The 21,394-nt window shown below is 65.3% G+C and carries 20 protein-coding genes and 1 pseudogene; 4 read left to right on the top strand and 17 right to left on the bottom strand.

The annotated features are described in order from the left end of the window. Nucleotides 1–63: 63 nt before the first annotated feature. Nucleotides 64–840, top strand: a complete 777-nt coding sequence (locus tag PSEK12I1_RS0116620; RefSeq protein WP_007161717.1) for a TSUP family transporter — start codon at nucleotides 64–66, stop codon at nucleotides 838–840. Here the strand turns inward: PSEK12I1_RS0116620 and nudC are convergent. From nudC to PSEK12I1_RS0116595, 5 genes are all read right to left on the bottom strand, one after another. Further along, nucleotides 808–1,635, bottom strand: coding sequence for an NAD(+) diphosphatase (nudC, locus tag PSEK12I1_RS0116615; protein ID WP_027602280.1), 828 nt, complete (start codon nucleotides 1,633–1,635; stop codon nucleotides 808–810). The genes PSEK12I1_RS0116620 and nudC overlap by 33 nt on opposite strands. Then, on the bottom strand, nucleotides 1,632–3,332 hold the full coding sequence (locus PSEK12I1_RS0116610) for a hypothetical protein (RefSeq protein ID WP_027602279.1): 1,701 nt from the start codon (nucleotides 3,330–3,332) through the stop codon (nucleotides 1,632–1,634). The genes nudC and PSEK12I1_RS0116610 overlap by 4 nt, the downstream gene beginning before the upstream one ends. A 414-nt stretch (nucleotides 3,333–3,746) precedes the next feature. Then, nucleotides 3,747–4,481 carry a DNA polymerase III subunit epsilon gene (dnaQ, locus tag PSEK12I1_RS0116605; protein ID WP_027602278.1) on the bottom strand — a complete coding sequence of 245 codons (735 nt, stop codon included), beginning with the start codon at nucleotides 4,479–4,481 and terminating at the stop codon, nucleotides 3,747–3,749. Between the two features lie 18 nt (nucleotides 4,482–4,499). Further along, nucleotides 4,500–4,964 (bottom strand): ribonuclease HI, encoded by a 465-nt coding sequence (gene rnhA, locus PSEK12I1_RS0116600; RefSeq protein WP_007161713.1) that lies wholly within the window; start codon nucleotides 4,962–4,964, stop codon nucleotides 4,500–4,502. Further along, entirely contained in the window at nucleotides 4,957–5,733 is a 777-nt protein-coding gene (locus tag PSEK12I1_RS0116595) for a methyltransferase domain-containing protein (RefSeq protein ID WP_007161712.1), read from the bottom strand. The genes rnhA and PSEK12I1_RS0116595 overlap by 8 nt, the downstream gene beginning before the upstream one ends. 83 nt (nucleotides 5,734–5,816) lie before the next feature. Between PSEK12I1_RS0116595 and gloB the strand changes: the two genes are divergently transcribed. The 3 genes from gloB to fabI all read left to right on the top strand — a co-directional run bounded on the left by gloB (nucleotide 5,817) and on the right by fabI (nucleotide 9,371). Continuing rightward, nucleotides 5,817–6,596, top strand: a complete 780-nt coding sequence (gene gloB / locus PSEK12I1_RS0116590) for a hydroxyacylglutathione hydrolase (protein ID WP_027602277.1) — start codon at nucleotides 5,817–5,819, stop codon at nucleotides 6,594–6,596. Between the two features lie 145 nt (nucleotides 6,597–6,741). Further along, entirely contained in the window at nucleotides 6,742–8,376 is a 1,635-nt protein-coding gene (locus PSEK12I1_RS0116585) for a lytic transglycosylase domain-containing protein (RefSeq protein WP_027602276.1), read from the top strand. Nucleotides 8,377–8,570: 194 nt separating this feature from the next. Beyond that, a complete protein-coding gene (fabI, locus tag PSEK12I1_RS0116580) occupies nucleotides 8,571–9,371 on the top strand; it encodes an enoyl-ACP reductase FabI (protein ID WP_027599367.1) in 801 nt (266 codons plus the stop codon). Nucleotides 9,372–9,427: 56 nt separating this feature from the next. Here the strand turns inward: fabI and PSEK12I1_RS0116575 are convergent, their stop codons facing one another. The 12 genes and pseudogenes from PSEK12I1_RS0116575 to PSEK12I1_RS0116525 all read right to left on the bottom strand — a co-directional run bounded on the left by PSEK12I1_RS0116575 (nucleotide 9,428) and on the right by PSEK12I1_RS0116525 (nucleotide 21,306). Further along, a complete protein-coding gene (locus PSEK12I1_RS0116575) occupies nucleotides 9,428–10,291 on the bottom strand; it encodes a formate/nitrite transporter family protein (RefSeq protein WP_037007038.1) in 864 nt (287 codons plus the stop codon). Then, a complete protein-coding gene (locus PSEK12I1_RS0116570) occupies nucleotides 10,291–10,536 on the bottom strand; it encodes a hypothetical protein (RefSeq protein ID WP_027599369.1) in 246 nt (81 codons plus the stop codon). The genes PSEK12I1_RS0116575 and PSEK12I1_RS0116570 overlap by 1 nt, the downstream gene beginning before the upstream one ends. Nucleotides 10,537–10,630: 94 nt before the next feature. Continuing rightward, nucleotides 10,631–11,014, bottom strand: a complete 384-nt coding sequence (locus PSEK12I1_RS0116565) for a response regulator (RefSeq protein WP_085982650.1) — start codon at nucleotides 11,012–11,014, stop codon at nucleotides 10,631–10,633. A gap of 107 nt (nucleotides 11,015–11,121) precedes the next feature. Then, nucleotides 11,122–11,334: a hypothetical protein gene (locus tag PSEK12I1_RS0116560; RefSeq protein ID WP_037007037.1), complete on the bottom strand. Its 213-nt coding sequence runs from the start codon at nucleotides 11,332–11,334 to the stop codon at nucleotides 11,122–11,124. Between the two features lie 278 nt (nucleotides 11,335–11,612). Continuing rightward, nucleotides 11,613–12,401 (bottom strand): methyl-accepting chemotaxis protein, encoded by a 789-nt coding sequence (locus PSEK12I1_RS25385; RefSeq protein WP_371099740.1) that lies wholly within the window; start codon nucleotides 12,399–12,401, stop codon nucleotides 11,613–11,615. A 66-nt stretch (nucleotides 12,402–12,467) separates the two neighbouring features. Next, nucleotides 12,468–13,238: pseudogene (locus PSEK12I1_RS25380) on the bottom strand (MCP four helix bundle domain-containing protein); the annotation flags it as partial. A 127-nt stretch (nucleotides 13,239–13,365) separates the two neighbouring features. Further along, nucleotides 13,366–14,673 carry an OprD family porin gene (locus PSEK12I1_RS0116550; RefSeq protein WP_231501015.1) on the bottom strand — a complete coding sequence of 436 codons (1,308 nt, stop codon included), beginning with the start codon at nucleotides 14,671–14,673 and terminating at the stop codon, nucleotides 13,366–13,368. Between the two features lie 963 nt (nucleotides 14,674–15,636). Then, complete coding sequence (locus tag PSEK12I1_RS23870; protein ID WP_051399129.1) at nucleotides 15,637–17,109, bottom strand: ABC transporter ATP-binding protein; 1,473 nt, start codon at nucleotides 17,107–17,109, stop codon at nucleotides 15,637–15,639. Next, nucleotides 17,106–17,927, bottom strand: coding sequence for an ABC transporter permease (locus tag PSEK12I1_RS0116540; protein ID WP_027602273.1), 822 nt, complete (start codon nucleotides 17,925–17,927; stop codon nucleotides 17,106–17,108). Before PSEK12I1_RS0116540 ends, PSEK12I1_RS23870 begins: the two co-directional genes overlap by 4 nt. Further along, nucleotides 17,924–18,859, bottom strand: coding sequence for an ABC transporter permease (locus PSEK12I1_RS0116535; protein WP_027599375.1), 936 nt, complete (start codon nucleotides 18,857–18,859; stop codon nucleotides 17,924–17,926). Before PSEK12I1_RS0116535 ends, PSEK12I1_RS0116540 begins: the two co-directional genes overlap by 4 nt. After that, nucleotides 18,856–20,397: an ABC transporter substrate-binding protein gene (locus PSEK12I1_RS0116530; protein ID WP_051399128.1), complete on the bottom strand. Its 1,542-nt coding sequence runs from the start codon at nucleotides 20,395–20,397 to the stop codon at nucleotides 18,856–18,858. Before PSEK12I1_RS0116530 ends, PSEK12I1_RS0116535 begins: the two co-directional genes overlap by 4 nt. A gap of 309 nt (nucleotides 20,398–20,706) precedes the next feature. Continuing rightward, nucleotides 20,707–21,306 carry an EF-hand domain-containing protein gene (locus PSEK12I1_RS0116525; RefSeq protein ID WP_027602271.1) on the bottom strand — a complete coding sequence of 200 codons (600 nt, stop codon included), beginning with the start codon at nucleotides 21,304–21,306 and terminating at the stop codon, nucleotides 20,707–20,709. Nucleotides 21,307–21,394: the final 88 nt, after the last annotated feature.

Raw genomic sequence — 21,394 nt, 5'->3', positions numbered from 1 at the left:
GGTGGTGACGGCTGCGCGTCTGATGCATGATGGCGCCCCCGTTCCACCTGGCGCCCTACCCTCATGCTCGAATTCGCCCTGGACCCCATGACCTTGACGCTGCTCGCCGGGGTCGCCTTCCTCGCCGGTTACATCGACGCCATCGCCGGCGGGGGCGGCCTGCTCACGGTGCCGGCGCTGCTGATGGCCGGCGTGCCGCCCCATCTGGCGATCGGCACCAACAAGCTCAGCTCGACCTTTGGCAGCGCTACCGCCGCCTACACCTTCTACCGCCGCAAGCTGTTCCATCCCCGTCAGTGGCGGCATGCGCTGCTGGCTACCGCCCTCGGTGCGGGGATCGGCGCCCTGGTGGCCCACCATCTCTCCGCGGACTTCCTCAATCAGCTGCTGCCGGTCGTGGTGTTCAGCTGCGCCCTCTATCTGCTGTTCGGCGGCACGCCCAAGGCACCGGTGCTCAGCGATGCGCCCGTGCCGCAACGGCGCCAATGGCCCCAGGGCCTGACGCTGGGTGCCTACGACGGCCTGTTCGGGCCTGGTACGGGCGCCTTCTGGACGGTCAGCAGCCTGCTGCTCTATCCCCTGGATCTGCTCAAGGCCAGCGGCGTGGCGCGCACCATGAATTTCGTCAGCAACGGGGTCGCCCTGGTGATGTTCATCGCCCTGGGACAGGTGCTCTGGGTGCTGGGGCTGACCATGGGTCTGTCGCTGACCCTCGGGGCCTACCTGGGCGCGCGCAGCGCCATCGCCGGCGGCGCCAAGTTCATCCGCCCGGTGTTCATCTGCGTCGTGCTGGCGCTGACCGTCAAGCTAATCTGGCAGCACTGGTTCAGCGCCGCCTAGGCGCTCGACCCGATAGCAATCGATCAGAAAGCGCGAGATGGAAAAGGCCAGCGGCAGCGTCGGCAACTCGCGCAGGTGGAACCAGCGGGCATCTTCGATTTCATCCGGTTGGCACCGGATGTCGCCGCCCAGGTAATCGACGTGATAGCCCAGCATCAGGGAATGCGGATAGGGCCAGTTCTGGCTGCCCTGGTAGCGCAGGTTGGTGACCGAAACGCCCACCTCTTCCATGATCTCCCGGTGCACGCAGGCCTCCGCCGACTCGCCCGGCTCGACGAAGCCGGCCAGGGTGCTGAAGACCCCGGGCGCGAAACGGGGCGACCGCGCCAGTAGTACCTCGTCGCCGCGCGTGACCAGGGCGATCATGCTCGGCGACAGGCGCGGATATTGGGTGAGCTGGCAATTCGGGCATTTGAGGCCGCGCTGGCCATCGAGGGCGAAGGTGCGGGTACCGCACTGTCCGCAGAAGCGATGCTGGCGTGCCCAGGTCCCGATCTGATTGGCATAGCCCAGCAACTTGAACAGCGCATGGGGCGATTGCAGCATCAGCGGCCGCAAGGGTTGCCAGACGCAGCCCTCGATGTTCGGCGGGGTGTCCAGTTCGAGCAGGGTGACCGGCTGGGCCTGCCACTGGCCAAGGCCGTGGCGCTCTCCTTCGAATCCCTGCACCCGCGAATCGTCGCTGGCGAAGAGCACGTCCGCACCCGAGGTCAGAAACGCCTGGCCGCTATGGACGACCAGCCAACCGCCAGAGGATTGGGCGGTCTGGAACCAGCCGGGCTGCCAGGCACTCATGCCGCAGCCGACGTCCAGCCCAGGGCGCGAATGCTTTGCGCGGCGATATCGAGGATTTCCGGGGTACCGTCCTGACTCTCGGTGCCACCGCTTTCGACAAAGAATTCGATGCTGCTGAGGGCATCCGCCAGCACCTCGAGGGTCGCCGGCTCACAGGCCTGGCCGCCTTCGATCAGGCAGCGCTGGATGTAACCGGTGCAGGCACGCACCAGCTCGGCCGCCCGGGGATTGCCCAGGAAGAACAACGCCCCGCGGACGGTATCCAGCAGCGCGGGCACGGTGGCCAGGTGCAGGGCGTCGCCCCGCGAATCAAGGAAGGCACCGATGGCGCGCTTGGCGTCGGTCAGGCCCTTGTAGGCTTCCCGATGCAACAGCGCCTGGGCTTCGCCCAACTGGTAATTGGCGACACTGACCTGGACGCCATCGGCTTCCAGCGGCACGTCGATCAGCGAGCCCTGCCCTTCGGGCTGGCCCAGCAGACTTTCCACCAGCAGCAGGGCATCGGCCAGGGGCGCGAGATCGTCCAGCACCAGGGACTTGTCGCGGAACTGGGAGATGTTCGGCAGGCACTGCTGCAGGACCTGGCCGGCATTCTCCTGGCCAACCATCTCCAGCGTCTTGCCGAGCAGGCCGACCTGGACATACAGCCGGGAGAAGTTGTCGGAGCGTGGCAGCCGATTCTGCTCGGCGCCGTTGCGCAACTCGGTTTCAATGAGATCTATCAGGTCCTTGACCGTCTCCAGCTCTTCGCGGATGGCGGCCGACAGCGAATGCATCACGGCATGGCCCGGACCGGCGAGACGCTTCTTGCCGGCTTCGAGCTGGGCGTCGGTGAAACCGAGTCGCTCGAAACCGTAGGCATTCATGACTTCCTGTGGATGGGCGCCCTCGACACCGGCCAGCGCCAGCAGATACAGCAACTCCTTGAGAGTGCTGCGCGCGGGCTCGTGCAATTCGTTACCCAGCATCTGGCGCAATTCGCGATCGACCCGGGCGAACAGCTGCTTGCGTTCACGGGTGGCGGTCAGGCGACCCTGGGCGAAGCCCTCGACGGTAGCCGCGGCGACCCAGGGCAGGTAGCCGCCGACCTGATCGTGCAGCAGCGCCGCGGAGCGCTCTAGCGCCCGCGCCATCAGGCGCAGACTGGCCACGCCATTGACGTCGCGCAGGAAGCCCAGCAGGCCGACCTGGTACATCTGGCGCATCCGGCGTGCCTGGGCCTGACGCTCGCGCAGGCCAAGGCGCGTGGTGGCGCTGATCAGCGGGCGCTGATCGAGGCGGACGCTGAAGAAATAGCTTTCCGGGAGTTCGGGTTCGCCGCCCGCCAGGCGCAGGGCATTGATCGCCGGCAGCAGCAATTCGGGCATCTCGTCCTGGCCGCTGCGCAGCTGTTCGAGATAGCGGCGCAGGACATGCAGCCCACGGCAGATCGCCATGAGGTGCTCGTCATGCTCGGGACCGGCGCCGGCCGGGATGTCGTTGGCAATCTGCAGCGTCTGATGGGCGAGCAACTGGGCGCCTGCCAGCTCGATCAGCGTCAGGGCGCCGCGAATCTGGCCGATACTCTCGACCGCGCGCTGCAACAGGCTGCTGCAGTGCCGCTCGACGATGAATCGTTCAAGATGGGATTCAGCTTCCTCTATGGTCGCGAACAGCTGTTCGCGGACCAAGCTCAAAGCTCTTGCTCCGGTCACCATAGTGCCTTACGCCTCCTGCGCCATTACAACCTCGCCAACGCCATTTTAAAACGGGAAGAAAGGCTTGCTATTCCAACTGGAGCCTAGGTACCTGCGTCTTCCTGACCGGGCCACACTAATCATTCCAGGCGGACGGGGATTCGACCTCACGCCACGCCAGGGAACCTTGCTCTGGAACGCTAGACCTGTAAATCCACAAAAGCGAAGCGATAATTCCGAATCGTCATATGATTTTCAGGAACCAAGAAAGTTCCGCGCAATTCGAAATTCGAGGCTTCATGCGGGCTCAAATGACCAGCCTGCAGCATCTTAGTTGAACGATAGCTGAAAATTGTGAGGTCTTTCAGCTTATTCGGACGAACGCGAACGCCCGGTCAGGCACTGACCGGGCGCTGGGGAGAAGGGAGGAAGGCGTTATTCGGCTCCGGCGCCCGCCAGCCAGAGCGGGGTCCGGCCACAGCTCTTCTCGATGGCCGCCATCCGCGCCGCATGGGCATCGAGATCAGCGCTGCTGGCGTTGATCACGCGCGTGCGCTGGCGATCGGCCGGCAGCCGCCTGATCGGCACGACGTAGTTGCCATCGCCATTGCCTTCCTGGCCGTGCGCGGCCAGCGACAGGCTGGTCTGGCCACCGGTCATGGCCAGGTAGACGTCGGCGAGGATCTCGGCGTCCAGCAGGGCGCCGTGCAGCTCGCGGTTGGAGTTGTCTACGCCATAGCGCTTGCAGAGCGCATCCAGGCTGTTACGCTGCCCGGGATGCCGACCACGCGCCATGACCAGCGTGTCGAGCACCGAGCAGTGCTGGGTGATGTCGGCCCGCTCGGGATGGGCGCCCAGCCGGGCGAACTCCATGTTGATGAAGCCCACGTCGAAGGGTGCGTTGTGGATGACCAGTTCGGCGCCTTCGATGAATTCGAAGAAGCTGTCGGCGATCTCGGCGAAGCGCGGCTTGTCGGCCACGTATTCGTCGGTGATGCCGTGGACCGCGATGGCGCCTTCGTCGATCTGCCGATCCGGATTGAGATAGACATGGAAGTGCCGCCCGGTCAGTCGCCGGCCAATGACCTCCACCCCACCGATCTCGATGATTCGATGGCCATCGGTCACCGGCATGCCGGTGGTTTCGGTATCCAGAACTACGTATCTCATCGCTAACCTCTTGGCTGGTTACGCCTTGGCGGCCTGCTTGGCCTGCCGGACTTCATCGACACCGCGGTTGGCCAACTGGTCGGCCCGCTCGTTCTCGGGATGGCCGGTATGGCCGCGCACCCAGCGCCACTCGACCTGATGGCGCTGAACCTGCTCGTCCAGGGCCTGCCACAATTCGGCATTCTTCACCGGCTGGCGCGCGGCGGTCTGCCAGCCGCGCTTCTTCCAGTTCACCAGCCACTGGGTGATGCCCTTCATCACGTACTCGGAGTCGGTGGTCAGGCGGATCTGGCAGGGGCGCTTGAGCGCCGCCAGCGCCTGGATGGCCGCCATCAGCTCCATGCGATTGTTGGTGGTGTTGGCTTCGCCACCCCAGAGCTCGCGCTCCGCACCCTTGAATTTCAGCAAGGCACCCCAGCCGCCCGGGCCGGGATTGCCCTTGCAGGCGCCGTCGGTAAAGACCTCGACGATGTCGTCACTCATTGGATTCACTCGATTCGCGGCGGCTGATCTTGGCCACCGGCATGGGCACCAGCTTGCCACGCGGTTCCTTGCGCGCCTGGGGCACGGGGCGCAGGCCGAACATCAGCTTGCGCGCCGACAGCAGATAGAAGCCCGCCCCCGCCGCCTGTTCGCAGTTGGGTTCGGCCTCGCCCTGCTCCATCCAGGCCAGCCGCTGCTGCCACTTGGGGGATGAAAGCGGCGGACGATAACACCCGAAGCGACGTTTCTCCAGCGCGAAGCCCAGTACCGAGAGCCAGTCGCCGACCCGGCTGGGGCCGAAACAACGGGCCTTGCGCAGGGCATCCCGGGCCAGGTAATGGCGCATGCCCCAGAGGCTCCAGGGATTGATGCCCACCACCACCAGATGCCCGCCCGGGCGCACGCTCAGAGCCGCTTCGCGCAACAGCCGATGGGGCGCCAGGGAGAAGTCCAGACCGTGTTGCAGGAGGACCACGTCGGCGGCGTGCTCACCCAGCGGCCAGGCGCCCTCCTCGCAGACGATGTCGACATCTCCCAGCGGCGGACCGATGCGCACCGCATGGCGGAGCTGGCCGCAATTGGCCGGCGCCTCGGGGTGCGGACCGTAATGGATCAGATAGCTGCCGAAGTGACGCTTGAGCTCTTCATCGATCAGCACCCGCTCCTGCTCCAGCAGCAACTGGCCCAGCGGGCCGGCCAGCCATTCCCGTGCCGAGCTCATCAATTTCAGCCAGCGCGGATCGACCTGGGCGGAGAATTCATCGTGCATCGTCTGGTCCTCTCATACTGAAGCCTAAGCCCTTCCACCGACTGCTACCCTAGGGGCCAGCCGTCCGACCAGAGAGCCCATCCATGTTCGACATCCTTCCGCTGCCCGCTTTCAACGATAACTACATCTGGCTGATCAAGGACGCCGCGACAAGACAGGCGGTCGTGGTCGATCCCGGCGATGCCGCCCCTGTCCTGGCCTGGCTCGACGCCCATCCGGACTGGCGTCTCTCCGACATCCTGATCACTCACCATCATAACGACCACACCGGTGGCATCGCCGCCCTGAAGCAGCGCAGCGGCGCCCGGGTCAGCGCGCCAGCCGACGAGCGCATCGCCGCGGTCGATCTGCCGCTCACCGACGGCCAGCAACTGGAGGTGCTGGGCGCCCGCTTCGAAGTCCTGCGCGTGCCTGGCCATACCGCCGGCCATATCGCCTTCCATGTCCCTGGCGAGCGGCCCCTGCTGTTCAGCGGCGATACCCTCTTCTCGGCCGGCTGTGGCCGCCTCTTCGAAGGCACGCCCAGCCAGATGCTCGGCTCGCTGCAGCGCCTGGCCGAGTTGCCGGACGCCACCGAAATCTACTGTGGCCATGAATACACCCTGAACAACCTGCGTTTCGCCGAGGCAGTGGAGCCGGACAATGTCGCGGTCCGGGAGGCCCTGGCCGAGACCCGGCGACTCAGGAACGCCGAGCGCCCCACCCTGCCCTCCAGCCTGGGCCGCGAACGCCAGATCAACCCCTTCCTGAGAACCGGCGAAAGCAGCGTGCGCCAACGCCTGCAGGAAGAACGCGCGGTGCCGGCCGAGGCGTCGGAGGATACCTATTTCGCCGCCTTGCGCGGCTGGAAGGACACGTTCTGACACCTATTGCCCAGATCCTGCCAGAGCGCTGAAACCCAGGGTTTTCGGTCGTCGTACAGGTCACAGGCCAAGGGGTTGTTCCTTGACCCCCCGGGATGCGGTTCCTAGAATCGCCCATCCTTCAGCTCCCGGAAAGCCCAGACCGATGCCGCCAGCGACGCCGAAAACCCGCGAAATAGACGTGCTGGCCACCTCCTTCAAAGTCTCGGCGCTCTGCCTCGCCGTCTTCCTCGCCGGCTGTCAGAGCAATCAGCAGCCCGACAATCGTGCCTACCAGGCCGATCTGCACATGACGCCCAGCAAGATCCAGCGCCCGCCGGAATGGCTGCGCAAGGCGCCGACCGCGGCAGCGACCAGTGGCGACATCTGGGACCGGGTACGGGACGGCTATCAGTTGCAGGGCGCCGGCGACAACGGCACCAACCCGCGCATCGATCGCCAGCGCCTCTGGTACGCCAGCCACGAAGCCGCCCTTGCGCAGTCCTGCAGTCGTGGTGCGCCCTATCTGCATTACATCGTCGAGCGCCTGGAAGAGCGCAACATGCCGCTGGAACTGGCCCTGCTGCCGGTGGTGGAAAGCTCCTTCAACCCCAATGCCCTCTCACGCAGCGCCGCCTCCGGGCTGTGGCAGTTCATCCCCACTACGGGGAAGTACTTCAATCTGCGCCAGACCCGCTTCTATGACGGTCGCCGCGACATCACCGCCTCGACCAATGCCGCCCTGGATTACCTGAGCAAGCTGCACGACATGTTCGGCGGCGACTGGCTGCTGGCGCTGGCCGCCTACAACGCCGGCGAAGGCACGGTCAGCCGCGCCATCGAGCGCAACCAGTCGCTGGGCCTGCCCACCGACTACTGGAATCTGTCGTCGCTGCCGCCGGAAACCCAGGACTACGTGCCCAAGCTGCTCGCCGTCTCCCAGATCGTGCGCAACCCGGACGCTTACGGCCTGGCCCTGGAATCCATCCCGGACGAGCCCTACTTCGAAGTGGTGGACATCAAGCAGCACCTGGACCTGGCCCGGGTGGCCGAGCTTGCGGACCTGGATGCAAACGAACTCTATCGCCTGAATCCCGCCTACACCCAGCGCGTCACCATGGACGGCCCCAAGCACCTGCTGGTGCCGGCGGAAAAGGCCAAGCGCCTGGTTGCGACCCTGCCCAACATCACCCCCGACGCCGTGGTGCAGTGGCAGGAATACCGGGTGCGCCGCGGCGATACCATGCGCAGCGTGGCCAAGCGCAATCGCGTGAGCGTCGAGCAGCTCGCCGCCCTCAACAAGCTCAGTAGCAGCAGCCGCCTGTCCGCAGGCCGGGAATTGATGATCCCGCGCCGCGAGACCGGCAAGACCACGACACCGCTGGAAACCATCGCCGTGGCCGAAGAGCCCGTGGTGCGCACCTACAAGGTCCGCACCGGCGACAGCCTCTGGTCCATCGCCCGGGCCAACGAGGTGGAGCTGGCCGACCTCAAGCGCTGGAACGATCTCGGCAAGCGCGGCCTCAAGGTCGGCGAGACCCTGAAGCTGCACGGCACGGGCAGCAGCAGCGCCTCCGCCGTGGCGATGCCGGCGTCCTATACCGTCAAGACCACCCAGGCCGCCGCCAAGGCGACCAAGACCGCCAAGGCCGCGCCCACCTACTACAGGGTCAAGGCGGGCGATTCGCTCTACCAGATCGCCAAGCGCTACAACATCGGCGTGCAGGCGCTGCAGGACTGGAATCCGCGCATCGCCTCCGCCCTGACCCCCGGTCAGACCCTGACGCTGTTCCTCAACTGAGGCGCGACCGCTCACCGCAGCGGTCAACCAGCGCTTTTGTCCCGGGTATCGACCTGCTACCTTACCGCCCCACCCGTGCCTGACCCCTAGCGGAGTCAGGCCAAGATCTCGCTCTGACCTGCGCAGAGCCCTGCCCAACCCGGACCTCAGCCCAAGGCTGCTGCCCGGGAATCAACACAGAAGAGGAAAAAACCATGGGATTTCTCGCCGGTAAGCGCGTTCTCATCGTCGGCGTCGCCAGCAAGCTGTCCATCGCCTCCGGCATCGCCGCGGCCATGCACCGCGAAGGCGCCGAGCTGGCCTTCACCTACCAGAACGAGAAGCTCAAGGGTCGCGTCGAAGAATTCGCCGCGGGCTGGGGTTCCAATCCCGAGCTGTGCTTCCCCTGCGACGTTGCCGACGACGCCCAGATCGAAGCCGTGTTCGCCGAGCTGGCGAAGAAGTGGGATGGTCTGGACTGCATCGTCCACTCGGTCGGCTTCGCCCCGGGCGACCAGCTGGACGGCGACTTCACCGCCGTGACCACCCGTGACGGCTTCAAGATCGCCCACGACATCAGCGCCTACAGCTTTGTCGCCCTGGCCAAGGCCGGTCGCGAGATGATGCGCGGCCGTAACGGCAGCCTGCTGACCCTGTCCTACCTGGGCGCCGAGCGCACCATGCCCAACTACAACGTCATGGGCATGGCCAAGGCCAGCCTCGAGGCCGGTGTCCGTTACCTGGCCGGCAGCCTCGGCCCGGAAGGCACCCGCGTCAACGCCGTGTCCGCCGGTCCCATCCGCACCCTGGCCGCCTCGGGCATCAAGAGCTTCCGCAAGATGCTGGCCGCCAACGAGCGTCAGACGCCCCTGCGTCGCAATGTGACCATCGACGAAGTCGGCAATGCCGGCGCCTTCCTCTGCTCCGACCTGGCGTCGGGCATCAGCGGCGAGATCCTCTACGTCGACGGTGGCTTCAACACCACCGCCATGGGTCAGCTGAACGACGACGAGTGATCGCGGCAGCTGCCTGATCACTGCGAAGGGCCGGCAATTTGCCGGCCCTTTTGCGTTCAGGTATCGCTACGCACCTGGGCGTGGCTGATCAGCGCGAAGATCAGGCTACCGCCGACGATGTTACCGGCCAAGGTCGGTCCGGCAAAGGTCAGCAGGAAATCGCTCCAGCTCGCCTCACCTGCAAAGACCAGATAGGCCACCTCGACGCTACCCACCACGATGTGGGTGAAGTCACCCAGGGCCATCAGGTAGGTGATGAGCACGATGATCCAGATCCTGGCGTTCTCTGCTGCTGGCAGCATCCAGACCATGGTAGCGATCATCCAGCCCGACACTATGCCCTTGGCAAACATCGCCGAGGCGTCGTTCTCCATGACATGGGTGCCGATTTCCAGAAATTTCGCGTCGGTCTTGGCGTCGAACAGCGGCAGGTGGAGTACCACATAGGCCACCAAGATGGTACCGATCAGGTTGCCCACCAACACGATGCTCCACAGCCTGGCCAGACGGCCAAAGTTGTGCAGCGTTGGTTCGCTCATCACCGGCAGGACTGCCGTAAGCGTGTTTTCGGTGAACAGCTGCTGACGAGCCAGGATCACCGCCAGAAAGCCGGCCGAATAGCCAAAGCTGGCAATAACCTTGCTGTAGCCACCCTCGGGGAGGTTGGCATTGAGCAATCCCATCGCCATCAACGACAGGCCCATGGTCAAACCGGCCGCTAGTGCCGACCAGAACAACGCCGCGATCGTCCGCTCCAGTTCATGATCACCCTGGGTGCGGATGATCTCGTGGAGAACCACCGCGCGAGGCAGCTGACTCTCGCCGACATCCTCCTCTTCTTCACGACTCAGCTCCGGATCTTCCGGAGTGGATTCCTGGGTCTGTCGGGGTTCTTCGCCCTGCTCCTGGTCTCTCTTCATCAGACGGCCTGCTCGTCCCAGAGAAGCTCATCGTTCTCGCCGATTTCCGTCACCCGATTGAGCGCGGCATCAGCGGCTTCTTCCGCTTCCGAGGCCAGATCGAAATGCCGTTCGGTAGCGACCTTGTGAAAGGTCGGGCGGGCGTCATCGCGCCGCGCCTTGACGGCGATGACCGCTTCAAAACCCTGTTCAGCCGGAACGGCAGACGAGATCGCTTCGTGATGATCGAAATGCTTGATAGCCATGGACGCCGATGTCTCCAACCTGAGGCGACCGGACTGGTCGCACCTGATCAATAGACTGCCCAGGCAGGAAAACGATCTGTGGCGATGGCGAGGATCAGGCGCCGAGCAGCTTCTGCACCTGGAGGTGGAGACGCTCGAGCGAGAAAGGCTTGGTCAGCAGCGGGACCTTGCCCAGCAACGGCGAACCGGTGTCGATGATTTCGGCGGGATAGCCGCTGATGAAGAGGACCTTGAGGTCGGGGCGCAGCTTGAGCGCCGGCTCGGCGATCATCACGCCGGACACGTCGTCGGGCAGACGAAAATCGGTGATCAGCAGATCCAGCCGTGGCCGCCCGGCCAGGATCCGGAAGGCTTCGAGCGACGAGGGGGCTTGCAGGACGGTGTAGCCCAGTTCGGAAAGATAATCCGCCAGAATCATCAAAATCTGCGGCTCATCCTCGACGACCAGGACAACCTTGCTCTGTTCCGCACTCACCATCTGACCCCTGTACCCACACGCTCGGCTCCCTTGGACACAAGGGGACTGTAAAGTTCCATTCTAGACGCAGGTTCAGGGTCGCCGGCGGTGCCAGCGACCCTTCGACCTTACTGCTGTTGCTTCTGGCCCTGCTCGTTGAGCGTGGTCTTGCCAGCGCCGGTAGCAGCGCCTGCGCCCTCACCGGTCTTCTGACCCGCCGGGGTGCCCATACCGGCGCTGTTGGCCTTCGGCGGATTGCCTGCACCTTCGGTGGCGAAGGCAGCGCCACTGGCGGCGATCAGACCAGCAAACATCAGGGCAGAGATTTTCTTCGCGTTCATGGTAGGACTCCGGGTTGATTGGACACTGTTTAGGCAGGCCAAGCGCCGATTCGTTCTCTACCGGATGCCAGTGGCGATGTAACGGGATACTAAAGACAGTCTGGCGGGGGTGCCAGCGCCGAGCGGGCGTGCCAGAGGCCCTGCCGCCGCTTGGAGGAGTGCCGCGTGGCGGGTAGTAGTCAGGCTATTGCAGCGCAGCTGACCTGGGGCAAAGATGCAGCGGGAGGCTGCGCGCCCTTCCCGCCCGGGCTAGGCGCGAACGGCGCGAAGTTGCCAGGTCAGACGGCGAATTCCCGCACCACGCGATTCAGTCCGGTGGCGAGCTTGGAAACCTCGGCGCTGGCGCTGGCGGTCTGGGTGGCTCCGGTCGCGCTCTGGGTCGCCAGGTCGCGGATGCTGGTGATGTTGCGATCGATCTCGCGGGCCACCTGGGCCTGCTCCTCGGCGGCGGTGGCAATGACCGCATTGCGGTCGTTGATCTGGGAGATGGATGCGGCGATCTGTTCCAGGGACACATTGGCCAGCTGGGCGACCGAGGTGGACTCCCCCGCCAGTTGCTGACTCTCGGCCATGGCCTTGACGGCCAGCGACGAATCGCTCTGGATGGCGCCGATCATCTGCTCGATCTCGCGAGTCGACTGCTGGGTACGATGGGCCAGCGCCCGCACCTCGTCGGCGACCACGGCGAAGCCACGGCCCTGCTCGCCCGCCCGGGCCGCCTCGATGGCCGCGTTCAGCGCCAGCAGGTTGGTCTGCTCGGCGATGCCGCGAATGACCTCGACCACGGCGTTGATGTCCTGGGCACGGGAGGACAGGGCCTGGATCTGCTCGCTGGTACTGGCCACGTTCTGCGCCAGTGCCTCGATCGACTGGACCGTTCGGGTGACCTTGTCCAGGCCATCGCTGGTCAGGGTCTGGGTTTGCAGCGAGGTGCTGGCCGCATCGGCGGCGTTGCGCGCGACCTCCTCCACCGCCGAACTCATCTCGGTCACGGCGCTGGCAGCCTGATTGACCTCGTCGTTCTGCCGCACATAACCGCGCCCGGCTTCATCGATCACCGCGGTCATTTCTTCCGCTGCGGACGCCAGCTGGGTCGAGCTGTCGGCGATATGGGAAAGGGTGTCGCGCAGATTGCCCTGCATCTGGGCCAGCGCCTGCAACATCCCCGCAGCCTCGTCACGGCCGACCACGGTGATGCGCTCGGTGAGGTCCTTGCGCGCGATCCGCTGGGCGATGCGCAGGGCTTCGCCCACCGGCAGGGTGATGCTGCGGATCAGCAGCGCGGCCAGCACGACGGTGGCCGCTATGGTCAGGCCGATCAGCCCATAGACCCAGAGCAGGCCGTTGGCATAGGTGGCACCGGCCGCCTGCCCAGCGGCCTTGGCACCGCGCTCGTTGAAAGCGTTCAGCTCGGCGATGGTCTTTTCCAGCGCGTTGGTGAGCGGACGGATCGAGGTGTTGATCAGGGCGATGGCGCCTTCGTTGTCACCCGCGCGCAACTTGGGTTCGAAGGTATCCAGCAGTGTCCGGTAGCTTTCGGCGCCCTTGACCACGGCGGCGTACAGCTGGCGATCTTCAGCGTCGGCCACGGTCCTTTCGTAGTCCTTGACCGCGGTGAAGAAGGCCTCGCGATAGCCGGGGAAGGCCGCGACGGTCTGGGCCCGCAGCTGCGGATCCGGCGTGGTGGTGGCCCTGAGGCTTTCCAGGCGCAGCCGCAGCAATCCGCCACTCATCTTCGCCGCCAGCTGGTTGCCCGGCAGCCAATTGGTCTCCACCTCCTGTTCCGCATCGTACAGCTTGCCCATCTGCACCACGGCGACGCCGCCGAGGGCGAAGACGATCAGGACGATCATGGAAAAGAACAGCACGGCGCGGGGCGCAACGTTCAGGCTGCGAAGATTCATGGGTGGGCATCCCTGATAAAATGACTATTAGGGATATCGGCGCAGCGGTGCCCCCTTAAGCCAGGGGCGACGGACGGCCGCGAACCGCTTGCCAGCGGTTGCGGCGTCCATTTGGAGGACGGTAGCGTCAGAGCAATTGCAGCGGATAGTCGAGGATGACCCGTAGCTGATTGACCGAACCGCCGGTGGATGGCGAGCCGCGGTGCCAGGCCTGGCGGACCCGGATCGACAGCCCCTTGACCGCGCCCGACTGCAGCACGTAGCGACCCTCCAGGTCGATTTCGTGCTCGTGGTCGTCGGCGCCATAGAGCCCGCGATAGGCACTGTTGGCCGGCAGATCACGGCCATCGATACCACTGCCCTCAAGGTAGCGGGTCATGAGGCTGAGGCCGGGCACGCCGAGCGTCTTGAAGTTGAGATCGTAGCGCGCCTGCCAGGAGCGCTCGCCCGGGGCATTGAAATCGGAGAGCATGACGGCGTTGGCCAGGAAGATACCGCCGCCGAGGCGGTCGTTGTCGCCCAGGGCCACATAGTCGAACGGCGTATCACCATGGATCTGCTGCCAGCCCAGGGTGAAGGTGTGCGGCCCCTGGCTGAAGGCGGTGGCCAGGCTATAGGAGGTATTGTCGACGGGACCCGCCTTGGCCGCTCCGGTATCCCGCGTGCGATAGAGATTCGCATCGAAGGTCAGCGCCTGGGTGCCGGACAGCGCCTTCACCAGATTCAGGTTGCCGTAGTACTGGTTCCAGATGTCATCCAGCTGCGCCGCATAGAGCGACAGGCTGACGCCCTTGACCGGGCTGTACTTGCCACCGGCGAAATCGATGTGGTCGGCGCGCTGCCGTGCGTATCCGGCCCAGAGATCCCCGTTGCGGTTGGTGCTGACCTGATCGGTGGAAGAGGTGAAATGCCCTGCCTCCAGCAACAGATCCGTCACGTCGTTACTGAGCAGGCTCCAACCCGTGGCGGTCTGCGGCAGCAGGCGACTGGTGCTGATGGCGAACACCGGCGCCGTGGGCGCCTGTTGCCCATAGCGCACCACGGTATTGCCCAGACGCAGCTTCAGCGCAGCGCCGGCACGGGAATATTCGTCAGCCGGCTCGTTCCCGGCATGGACGGGCAAGTTACCGGTGCCACGGCGCCCCGGGCCGGCATCGAGCTTGAGGCCCAGGTAACCGAAGGCATCGATCCCGACCCCCACCGGGCCCGGCGTGAACCCTGACTGATAGTCCAGCAGGAAACCCTGAGTCCAGTCTTCCTGGTTCGCCCGTCCGTTGGCGCGGTCACTGTTGAAGTAGAAGTTGCGTACCGTCAGCACCAGTTTGCTGTCGTCAACCAAGCCCTCGGCGAAGGCTGCCTTGCAGCCAAGCAGCAGCGTACAGCCGCCCACCACCCCAAGCGTCCAGGGGCCGAAGAATCGGCTGAAACTGGTCAAAGGGCTATTGGATATAGCTCCTTTCTGATAACGCGAGCTTTGCATAACTTCCCCTATTCATTGTCGGCGACTACTAGTGGTTGAAGACGCGCAGCCAGACGCGCGCCGGAGAGCAAAGCCGCACCGGCGAGGCTTGATATGCGCGTTGAAGAGAGCCCGCACTCCCCAGTACGGACTCTAAAATCAGGTCATGGCGCTGGCGAATCGACTACCAGAAAGAAAAGACTGCGGATATAAGAATCATCAGTTCCTTAGCGCCAAAAAGCGGAGTTGCAGGCTGACTAATTCAGCCCTTCGCTAGAACTTGAGGCCCTTGTCAAAATGGGCCACATAAACTTTTGTACTCTTGCCCAACCAAGGGTGTAGAAATCAGTCGTCACATGAACTTCATTGCTAGAGCGTTCTCTTGTACGGACACCGCCTTGCAATCGCCTGGCGCAGTCGATTGCAAGAGGGGCACGTCTACACGGGATGCATAATGCTGCTTTTTCTTTTCAGCATGCGTCAAGTAATAAGGCGCTCTTTCACTCAAAATTCAAATTTGGACATTTGAGACACCAAGGCTTTTAGCGCCAACAGCCGCCGACAACCAACTAGCACTGACGATAAAAAGCGGACGTATTATAAGAATGCCTTAATTGAACAGTGGAAACTTACGAACTTCGCAGTGGACGCCCCAACCAAACAAAGGTCGACGAAAAACCTAGATCAAGTCGCCCAGTGGTTGTGCCGCCAACCGAGATTCCGCTCTAACTGACCCAAAGCGCATTACCGGCAACTTGCAATAAAGTAATACCAAGTTGAATCTGCGGCGCTCGAAGCAGGGTGTGGCCACCTCCTGCCCGCTACCCAGGGCTGTTAGCCGCGGCCGTTGCACGCAACACGCGACTGTGGCCGCCGGGTGTCAGGAGGCGCTCTTGGCTGGGAGGGTGAAGCCGGCGCCAAGGGATGCCGGCGAAAACCCTATTCCTGAGCGGTGGAGACCACCTCCATCTCCCTGGAACGGGATTGCCGATCCACCAGACTCCGCGCAAGCGCCGGATCTGCCAGGTGGATGCGCCGATCGGCGACGGCGTCCACCAAGTCTTCGTCATGGCTGACCAAGAGGATGGCGGTTCCGGATTCATCGGCGGTTTCAACCAGCAGCTCGATCATCTCCTTCTGGGTGATGAGATCCAGCCGCGAGCTCGGCTCGTCGGCAAAGATCAGCGCCGGATCGAGCAGGAGCACCCGCAGCAGGGAAAAGCGCTGCAGCTCACCGCCGGAAATATTGCCGGGCAGTCGATCCAGCAGGCGCTCGTCGAGGCGCAGGCGCTGCATCAGCCGACCGATGCGCGTCGCATCCAGCCGATGCAGTCGCACCAGATCCGTTAGCAGTTGACGGATGGTCGCCGAGGGCGCGAAGGCGGCCACCGGATCCTGATGCAGCTTCTGGAAGGCGAAGCGACCGAGCCCCGGCTGACGGCGGATCGTCCCGGCGCTGGGCGCGGCCAGGCCGAGCAGGATGTCGCCCAGGGTCGACTTGCCACAGCCCGACGGCCCGGTCACGCCGAGGATTTCCCCGGGCCGGACGGTAAAGGACAACTCCTCGAACAGCTGCCTGCCACCGCGCTGGGCGGCGAGCCCTTCCACCGCGACCACGGCTTCGCCGGTAAGGGGCCGCGACGGACGTCTTGGCCACTGAGCGGGATCGGCGGCCAGCAGCTGGCGGGTATAGGCATGCTGCGGCCGGCCCAGCACCTGCTCGGCCGTACCGGCCTCGATGACCTGCCCCTTGAGCATGATCATCACCTCGCCACCCAGCCGGCGCGCCACTTCCAGGTCGTGGGTGATGATGAGCAGGCTGCCGCCTTCGGCGAGCATGGCCTTGAGCAGGTCGATGACCTCGTCGATGCGGTCGCGATCCAGACCCTTGGTGGGCTCGTCGGCGATCAGCACCGGCGAGCCGCCGGCATGGGTGGCGGCGAAGGCCAGGCGCTGGGCCATGCCCCCGGACAGCTGGAAGGGATACTTGCGCTCGGCGCCGGCCAGGCCCAGCCGCGCCAGATCCGCGCTGGCCCTGTCGCGGGCTTCGCTACGACCGAGGCCGACCACCTGGGTATAGGTCTCGGCGACCTGGGACAGCGCCTGCATGGTCGGGTCCAGGCTCAGCCAGGGTTCCTGGGGCAGCACCGCCAGCCCCCTGCCCCAGTGCGCCCGGCGACCGGTCTGGCGGCCTTCTTCGCTGAAGCCGTCCGCCAGGCCTATCTGCCCGTGGGCCTCTAGCCCCGCTGGCAGATTGCCGACGACGCCCTGGGCGAACAGGCTCTTGCCCGAGCCGGTCTCGCCGATGATCGACAACACCTGACCCGGCGCCAGGCGGATGGACAGCGGTTCCACCAGCTGGGTATCAGCGGTACGGATCTCCAGCGCCGTGGTGGTGAGCAAGGCGGTCATGGCTTGCGGCCTCCGGTGATGAGCAGCAGCGACAGCACGGTCAGGAAGATCGCCAGGATCGGCAGACCTATGACCAGCGGCGCCTCGGCGTAGTAGGGCAGCAACTCGGTGATCATCAGCCCCAGCTCGGCGGTGGGCGGGCGTACGCCGATGCTGACGAAGCCCAGAGCGGCGATGGCCATGATGGTCGAAGCCGCGCCAAAGGCGGCGATGGTGAGGAGCACCGGCGCCAGCTGCGGCCAGAGGTGGCGGCGGACGATGTAGACGGGCCCGAAGCCCAGCAGCCCGCTGGCGGCCACCGCCGGCGAGGCCAGCACGGTACGCGCCAGCGCCCGGGTCATGCGGAAGTACTCCACCCAGAGCACCAGGGCCACGGCGCTGTAGAGGGCGACGAAGGAGCCGGGAAACACCGCGACGATCAGCAGCACCAGCAGCAGACCCGGCAGGGCCAGGAACAACTCGGCGAGACCGCCGAGCAGCTTGTCGACCAGCCCGCCCTTCCAGGCGGCCAGGATGCCCAGCAGCACACCGGGAATGGCAGCGGTGCAGACACTGATGAAAGCCAGGCCCAGCGAGAAGCGGACGGCGACCGCCAGCCGCGCCAGCATGTCGCGACCCAGGTGATCGGTGCCTAGCGGATAGGCGCTGCTGGGCGCCGCGAGGATCGCCGCATAGTCCTGACGGGCGATGTCGCCCGGCCAGAGCAGCGGCGTGAGGATGGCGAAGGCGATCAGGGCCGCCAGCAGACCCAGGCCGAGCCCACGCGCGGAGGATTTGACCGGAGGCGCCGCCGAAGCGACGGTAGCGTCGAGATTCATGAGGCTCTCCCACGCGGATCGATCAGGTGGTTGGCAAGATCGACCAGGGTATTGAGGATGACGAACAGCAGCCCCATCGCCAGGGCGGTGCCCTGCACCATGGGCACATCGCGCTGGACGATGGCGTGGACCAGGCCGTGGCCGATGCCCGGCCAGGCGAACAGCGTTTCCACCACCACCACGCCTTCGATGAGATACACCAGCTGCACGCCCAGGTAGGTCACCACCGGCACGCCGATATTGCGCAGGCCGTGGCGCAGGAAGACGCCGGCGCCTCTCAGGCCCTTGAGGCGGCCGAAGCGGTAGTAGGCGGATGCGGCCACCTCCACCGTGGCATCCCGGGCGACCCGCGACGACACCGCGGCCAGTCCCAGCGCCAGGGTCAGCGTGGGCAGGACGCTGTGCCAGAAGGTACCGTGACCGGCCGCCGGGAACAGTTGCCAGGAGATGGCGAACAGCAGCACGAAGATCACGCCCAGGACGAATTGCGGCAGCGCGCGGATCGCCGTGGTCAGCACCAGCAGGCCGCGGTCCAGCAGGCCGCCCGGGCGCAGACCGGCCATCACGCCCAGCGGCGGACCCAGCAGCAGCGACAGGCACACGGCGCCGATGGCCAAACGGATGGAGCTGCCCAGTTCGTGGGCGACGACGTCCATCACCGGCTTGCCGGAGACCAGCGAGTGACCGAGATCCAGGGTCAGCAGATCGCCGATCCAGGCGAAGAAACGCCACAGCAGCGGCTGATCCAGATTCAGCTCGGCCCGCACCGCCTCGGCCGCGGCGGTATCCACCAGGTCATAGCCGTAGCGTCCGGCGGCGATGCGGTAGGCGGCATCGCCCGGCAGCAGGTTCATGAACAGGAAGGTGAGACCGCCCACCAGCAGGGCGACCAGGCCCGCCTGCAGCAGGCGAAAGGCGAGCAGCCGGGTCATTGGGCCCACCGCAGCGTGCTCAGGCCAAAGGTGCGCTCGAAGGGATCGATGGCAGCGCCTTCGACGGCATTGGAGACGGCCATCGTCTGGCGGTACCACGCCACCGGAATCACCGGCAGGTCCTTTTGCACCTGGGCCATGGCGGCATAGCGCTGGCGCTGTTGCTCGGCCGGATCATCACTGGCCAGCAGCGCGGCCAGGGCCTGGTCGAAGGCCGGATTCTTCCAGCCCAGCGGCCCCCATTCGGCGCCGCCATGGCTGAAGTCATTGAGCAGAGTGACCAGGGGATCCGGCACCAGGGCGAAGTTGCGGCCATAGAGCGCCAGTTGCAGCGACCCATCGTTGTGCGCGGCCGGGATGGCGCTGGAGTTCTGCACCGCGACCTCCACGTCCACACCCACCTCGCGCAACTGTGCCTGCAGGGCGGTGGCGATCAGCGGCAGCTCGGGTCTATCAGAGTAGGTCAGCAGCTTGAGCCTGAGTGGCGTGCCGTCCTTTTGCAGGATGCCATCGGCGCCGGGGGTCCAGCCCTGCCTCGCCAGCAGCTTGCGTGACGCCGCCGGATCGTAGGCGAGCGGCGCTAGCGCGGGGTCGTGCCAGGCGGGCACGTTCTTCGCGAACAACTGGGTCGCCCCGGTACCCGGCGCCCGCAGCACGGCGGCAGCGACGCCGTCGCGCTGGATGGCCAGGCTGAGCGCCTGCCTGACCTCGACCGGCGCCGTGGCACCGGCGCCGGAGTTCGGGGTCAGCAACACCACCCGCGGCACTGGCTCGATCAGCACCTTTAGGCTGCTGGAGCGCTTGAGGCGGGCGATGCTGGGCGGGTCGAGCTGGAACACCAGCTCGGCATCGCCGCTTTCCGCCATCAGGGTGCGGGTTTCACCGCGGCCGGCGGCCAGGTAGGTTGTCCGGGCGATCTCCGGCTTGGCGCCCCAGTAGCCTTCGAAACGCTCGGCGGCCAGGCGCTGCGGCGGTTCCAGCAGGGTCAGCCGGTACGGCCCCGTGCCGATGATCTTCTGCACCTTGCCTTCGGCATCATAGGCGGCCGGCGCCAGGATATTGGTGGAGGAATGCGCCAGCAGTGCCAGCAGGGGCTTGAAGGGTTTCGCCAGGCGGATTACCACTTCGTTGCCTTCGGCGGCGACCGACTCGATGCCCGCCTGCTTGAGCACCCCCGGCTTGCCCCGCGCCGCATCGAGAGCAGCCGCCGCTGCCTTGGCCGTGAGCGCGCTGCCGTCATGGAAGGTCACGCCCTGGCGAAGGGTGAGCCGCCAGGTCAGGCCATCCGCCGATTCGGTCCAGCGCTCTGCCAGCCCGGGAATCGGCTTGCCCTGGGCATCGGCTTCGAGCAGGGTCTCGGTGATCTGCATGCGCTGGAAGACGAAACCGGAAATCGACGGGTCCAGCCCACCGATCTCGAAGGGGCCGACCACGTCGAAGACGCGTTCCTCGGCGCTGGACAGCGGTGGCACGAAGGCGACCAGGGTCGCAAGGGCCGAAGCGGTCAGCACCAGGCGAAGGGAGCGGGATACAGGCATGACAGTCCTTAGCAGAGCGAAAGCGCCGATACCCGCCGCCGACAGCTGGGCATCGGCCAAGCCAATGAAGGCGCACGTTATATCATAACGTTTTCGTGAGAATCCAAGGCCAGCTGGTGATGGCAACATCTTGAAACAGCTGGAGAATTTGCTGAGGAGCTTCGTCAGAGAGTGACGCCGAATTCACCTGGCCGAAGGCTCGGGTGAGCGCCATTGGAGGCATACGGAGTCGTGCAGGAAGTCGAGTGCAGTCTGAGTGCATGGACCGGACGGCCCCTGGCCGCCCTGCCCTGCGCTGCCAATCTTTGCTCAGGCGGCCACGTTCAAGGTGCTGCCCGTGGCGGTGCTGCCGTTGCTGCCAATGCTCTGGTACTGGCGCAACACCGCCTGGACCAGTTGCGTGTAGGGGCTCGACGCGTCCTGAGTGCTGGAGTCGGCCTCGCTGTCCCCTTGCCCGCTCGCCCCCTGCGGTGGCGGTGGCGGCGGCATGCGCGGAGGCGCTGAACCGCCCAGGCCGGCAACGCCGGCATCGCTGGAATCACCGGATTGCTCGGTGCCCCTCTGCCCCTGAGGCCCACCCGGCGGCGGCGCGAAGGCCGAGGCGAATTCGCTTTCGCCGACGCTGCCATCGCCATCCTGGTCGAGCATGCCGAGCAGCTTGTCGACGTCGATATCCCCGCTCTCGTCGGTATCCGTCTGGGTATCGCTCGCCGCGCTGGCGGCGGTGGTGAGTTCGCTCTTGCTGATGGAGCCGTCGCCATCGCTGTCGAGCTTGCCGAACAGCTTCTTCAACGGATTACCGTCTTCGCTGCCGCTGACGCTACTGCCGGACGCTGTCGCGCCAGTGCCTTTGATCGCGCTGGCACTGCTGTAGTAGCTGGAGTAGCCACTGCCTATTCCGCTGATCATGGATGTCTCTCCCGGGAAATGCGGACATCAGTGTTCCGCGCCTCCCAGTATCCGCCGGGTAGATGTCGGCCGTTTGGTCACTTTGTAT

The sequence above is a fragment of the Pseudomonas sp. MOIL14HWK12:I1 genome (assembly GCF_000510705.1).
Taxonomy (GTDB): domain Bacteria; phylum Pseudomonadota; class Gammaproteobacteria; order Pseudomonadales; family Pseudomonadaceae; genus Chryseomonas; species Chryseomonas oryzihabitans.
Note: the sequence above shows the minus strand (reverse complement) of the source record. Positions and strands in the feature narration are given on the sequence as shown.

Bases quoted from the DNA above. Each gene is read 5' to 3' on its own strand.
- PSEK12I1_RS0116610 (WP_027602279.1), bottom strand. From the start codon at position 3,332: ATGGTGACCGGAGCAAGAGCTTTGAGCTTGGTCCGCGAACAGCTGTTC.
- rnhA (WP_007161713.1), bottom strand. From the start codon at position 4,964: ATGAGTGACGACATCGTCGAGGTCTTTACCGACGGCGCCTGCAAGGGC.
- gloB (WP_027602277.1), top strand. From the start codon at position 5,817: ATGTTCGACATCCTTCCGCTGCCCGCTTTCAACGATAACTACATCTGG.
- PSEK12I1_RS0116525 (WP_027602271.1), bottom strand. From the start codon at position 21,306: ATGATCAGCGGAATAGGCAGTGGCTACTCCAGCTACTACAGCAGTGCC.
- PSEK12I1_RS25385 (WP_371099740.1), bottom strand. From the start codon at position 12,401: ATGACCGCGGTGATCGATGAAGCCGGGCGCGGTTATGTGCGGCAGAAC.
- PSEK12I1_RS0116565 (WP_085982650.1), bottom strand. From the start codon at position 11,014: ATGGTGAGTGCGGAACAGAGCAAGGTTGTCCTGGTCGTCGAGGATGAG.
- PSEK12I1_RS0116585 (WP_027602276.1), top strand. From the start codon at position 6,742: ATGCCGCCAGCGACGCCGAAAACCCGCGAAATAGACGTGCTGGCCACC.
- PSEK12I1_RS23870 (WP_051399129.1), bottom strand. From the start codon at position 17,109: ATGACCGCCTTGCTCACCACCACGGCGCTGGAGATCCGTACCGCTGAT.
- PSEK12I1_RS0116620 (WP_007161717.1), top strand. From the start codon at position 64: ATGCTCGAATTCGCCCTGGACCCCATGACCTTGACGCTGCTCGCCGGG.
- PSEK12I1_RS0116570 (WP_027599369.1), bottom strand. From the start codon at position 10,536: ATGGCTATCAAGCATTTCGATCATCACGAAGCGATCTCGTCTGCCGTT.
- PSEK12I1_RS0116540 (WP_027602273.1), bottom strand. From the start codon at position 17,927: ATGAATCTCGACGCTACCGTCGCTTCGGCGGCGCCTCCGGTCAAATCC.
- PSEK12I1_RS0116535 (WP_027599375.1), bottom strand. From the start codon at position 18,859: ATGACCCGGCTGCTCGCCTTTCGCCTGCTGCAGGCGGGCCTGGTCGCC.
- PSEK12I1_RS0116530 (WP_051399128.1), bottom strand. From the start codon at position 20,397: ATGCCTGTATCCCGCTCCCTTCGCCTGGTGCTGACCGCTTCGGCCCTT.
- nudC (WP_027602280.1), bottom strand. From the start codon at position 1,635: ATGAGTGCCTGGCAGCCCGGCTGGTTCCAGACCGCCCAATCCTCTGGC.
- PSEK12I1_RS0116560 (WP_037007037.1), bottom strand. From the start codon at position 11,334: ATGAACGCGAAGAAAATCTCTGCCCTGATGTTTGCTGGTCTGATCGCC.
- dnaQ (WP_027602278.1), bottom strand. From the start codon at position 4,481: ATGAGATACGTAGTTCTGGATACCGAAACCACCGGCATGCCGGTGACC.
- fabI (WP_027599367.1), top strand. From the start codon at position 8,571: ATGGGATTTCTCGCCGGTAAGCGCGTTCTCATCGTCGGCGTCGCCAGC.
- PSEK12I1_RS0116575 (WP_037007038.1), bottom strand. From the start codon at position 10,291: ATGAAGAGAGACCAGGAGCAGGGCGAAGAACCCCGACAGACCCAGGAA.
- PSEK12I1_RS0116595 (WP_007161712.1), bottom strand. From the start codon at position 5,733: ATGCACGATGAATTCTCCGCCCAGGTCGATCCGCGCTGGCTGAAATTG.